The 3,451-nt window shown below is 42.7% G+C and carries 2 protein-coding genes; both read left to right on the top strand.

All coding sequences use genetic code 11. From position 1 onward, the window contains the following. The coding region (locus tag INF86_RS22150) for an HNH endonuclease family protein (protein ID WP_227414850.1) at positions 1-1,386 on the top strand (1,386 nt) is incomplete at its 5' end. 87 nt (positions 1,387-1,473) lie between these two features. Next, the coding region (locus tag INF86_RS22145) for a hypothetical protein (RefSeq protein ID WP_193543934.1) at positions 1,474-3,451 on the top strand (1,978 nt) is incomplete at its 3' end.

The raw sequence follows: 3,451 nt of genomic DNA, 5'->3' as shown, positions 1-3,451 counted from the left end.
GTTAATAACTGCGTCCCTCGGACAATGGATTTAAATCTCCTTTTTTCGACAATGAACACGGCGGGTGTTCAGTTGGAAGCATCTGATATTTTAAAATCACGGCTTTTAAAAAAAATAAAATCTAACAAAAGTTTTTATGATGCTATCTGGCAAACCTGCCAGCACCTGGAAAATTTTTTTGAGAGAAACGCCAGGCAGACTTTCACTGAAGCTGACTGGGATTCCATCACGGATGAACAATTGGCAGTCGTACCCGCTTTGCTACACGTATATGCAAAAGAAGAAACTCACTCAGTTGTAGGGATGAATATTAGCGAACTATTTTCTCAGGTCCATGAAGAGTTCAAAACAGAAAAACAGGAATTAGCTCTTCAAAACAAAGATGGTGTGTACTGCCGTTCAATAATTTCTTTTCCATTATTGCTGATCCATGTCTATCGAATTCACCTTGCCAGACATGGACAACCCGATATCTCTACCCGACTACATACCGATAAGCTGCTAGAAATTTTCACTCATCTCTGCTCTGCCGAAGAACAAGAAATTAAGAGCTTTTTTGAGTTGTTGTGGAAAACTCGTTATCAGTTCGACCGCTGGGTCGTCAAGTGGATGGAGCAAGATAAGGAAAATGAAGAACTTCGCCTAACATATGTATCACATAGCCGCTCCGGAAATCATTGGTATATCAATCGTTCTCAGAAAGAGATCAATGCATTAACTCTCTTACAGAGTGTACGCCTGTTTACTGGTGAGCGTAGTGCGCAATACTGGCTAACTCCCTTCCTCGGGAGGCTATTAGAACAACCCTGTGATAACGAACAACAGGTTCTAGCCCTTTTAGAAAAGATTGACAACGAGTTGTCTATGGCCGCTGATAATGAAACGCAGAAAAGTGTAAGTTTTAAACAGGCAAAATTGGAAAGTGTGTCACTGAAAAAATGGGCAGAAATGCGGATGTATTTTTCTGAAAACCATGGCACACGTTTTGAACATTATTGGTTCCAAAAGCTAGAGTTTCTTCTTTGGAAATCATATCAACCCGAGTGGAAAGATAATCCTAGGTTTAAAAAATACCGTATTACTGCAAAAAATTCGGTTGAGCATGTTTATCCGCAGCAAGAAGAGTACCAGCGCTATTTAGATAAAGAGATCCTGGATAGCTTTGGAAATCTTGTGCTTTTAAGCCCTGGTGAAAATTCTGCTTACAGTAACCAAGCAGTCGGTAAGAAAAAAATCGATTTTGATGCTAAGCCAGTGTTTGATTCACTGAAGCTCAAAGCAATTTTTGAGACTCGCCAGGCCGCTGATGAAGCATGGGGAAAAGAACAAATATCTCAACACCAGCAAGAGATGTTAAAGGTGCTAGATGCACATTATATCGAGTAGAGGTCTTGTTAAACTTCCACAAGTTAGTTTGATACTATCCCACTATCGTGACTTCTTGTTTAGCATCTCTGATGGAGCACCCAACCAATGGATTTTCCTGACTATACTTGCACAAATTCGCCATCAATACCGCTCAATTTAGAACAGAGTAAGGCGCTCACAGCGATCAATGAATGGTTCTGTGATAGCACCTGTCCGGTCTTTGCCCTTACAGGCGCATACAGCACAGGAAAAAGTAAAGTGCTGCAGGCGCTACTGAAGCAAATGCCAAAAACTATAACTACTCAGCGTTATTTGGCGCCTAATGCTCGAATTGCCAGACTGCACGTTACTGGCCAGATAGAAGAAGTTACCAGTATCTATAGCTGGCTCTACAGCCATCATCCCCAAGATATAAAAGAAGGTAAGCCGTGGCACCCGGTTAGCTGTCAGGATCATGACGTTTTTAAAGCACCACAAGAGTCCTTGTTAGTCATTTTCGATGCACATTTGCTCGGTAATGATTTCTTTGCTTCAGAGACTGCACTTTACGGCAGTGGTCATATTCTCAGTGATTTATTATTGCTGCTGAAAGGTGAAACCCAGGATACTCTTCCGCAATCCCTACCTAAAATTTTATTACTTGGCGACCCTTATCAGCTAAGGCGCGGGGCCAAAGAGAAAAGTCTGTTGGAATGCCAGATATTCCAACAGAATCAGATACCTTTCCGTACCGTTGAGTTGAAATCACAAGACCGTGATCTGGAATCACTGAATGAACAACTCGATTTTCAGCGCGAATTGGTTGGCCAACTCGCTGCACAAAAATTTATTCAATTACCCATTTGCCAACAGCAAGCCTTCCGTACTATATCCAAGGGAGAGCAGACAGCTAAGATTGCCGAAGACCTTATATCTCCAGGCAGTGAGTGCATTTATCTCTGTGCAACTAACGAACGGGCTCAGGCAGTAAATTTGGGTATCCGTGGAAAGTATTTGCAGGCACGAGTGCCGGGCCTGTTAGTTGAAGGGGATCGTATTGAAATTTATAACAAAACCTTTAGTTTTGATCATGATGGTGATGCGCTGAGTGGACACATGCCGCTACATGCAGGACAATTCGCAAGAGTAACTCAAGCAGCCAGAGGTTTCTTCAGTAAAAGCATTACGCTTAAAGGCCGAGATAAACCCACGACCGTTGAATTTGCCCACGTTACACTCCAAAGCAATGACACTTCTTCCACCGTACTCTACCTACCGGAGTTTTTGACTTCGCTTAAACCTGAACTTGATACTGACAAACTGCTGGCACTACGAATTTGGGCTCGAGTAGAGGCAGATGAGCAGCTTAAGGAGTCGAAATCTTCCTTGGAAGGGATGGATAAAAAAAGCTCGGAATACAAGGCAGCACGCGAAGAGTATCAAAAAAAGCACAGTCAGTTGATTCTCAATAGTAAATTTACCTACGCCGCTCGACTTCGCTACGCCTGGGCACTCACTGTGCATCGGGCGCAGTCACATCCTCCATTTAAGAGAGTGATTCTGGAAGCGAGTGCTGCCCATGATACTGACAACCCGGCTACCGATAGTTATTTCCGTTGGCTTTATACTGCCACAACACGAACCATGCATACGCTGGATATACTTAACTATCCTACGCTTAATCCGCTATCAAAAACTGAATGGCATTTATCCTCTATCAGAACAGTACCATTGGTTGTAAAACAGCGTTTTCACTTTGCTAAAAAGAGATTACCTACAGAGAACGAGCTAAACAGAGAGCTACCCGCAGGATTCAACCCGAAAACACCTGAGTTATTTGCACTACTACTGGCTATAAGTGACGCTCTTTACCATAGCGCGTGGCGTATAAGTTCAATACACCAGCATCCCTATAAAGAGCGCTATTTCCTTAATAACGAATGCGGTGAAGCAACACTAGACTTCGATTATAACGGTAAATTTGAGGTAACTATTGGGAAATACCAGGGGCTAAGTGGCAATGCTCAACTGGAACAAGAGTTAAGACAACTACTCAATACACCAGTAGTTTGGCTCGATGATAACATCCGTATAGCTATGCATT

Origin of the sequence: Enterobacter cloacae complex sp. I1M (assembly GCF_014982425.1) — a bacterium.
Classification (GTDB): Bacteria; Pseudomonadota; Gammaproteobacteria; order Enterobacterales; family Enterobacteriaceae; genus Enterobacter; species Enterobacter intestinihominis.
This window is presented reverse-complemented; position numbering and strand designations above follow the sequence as displayed.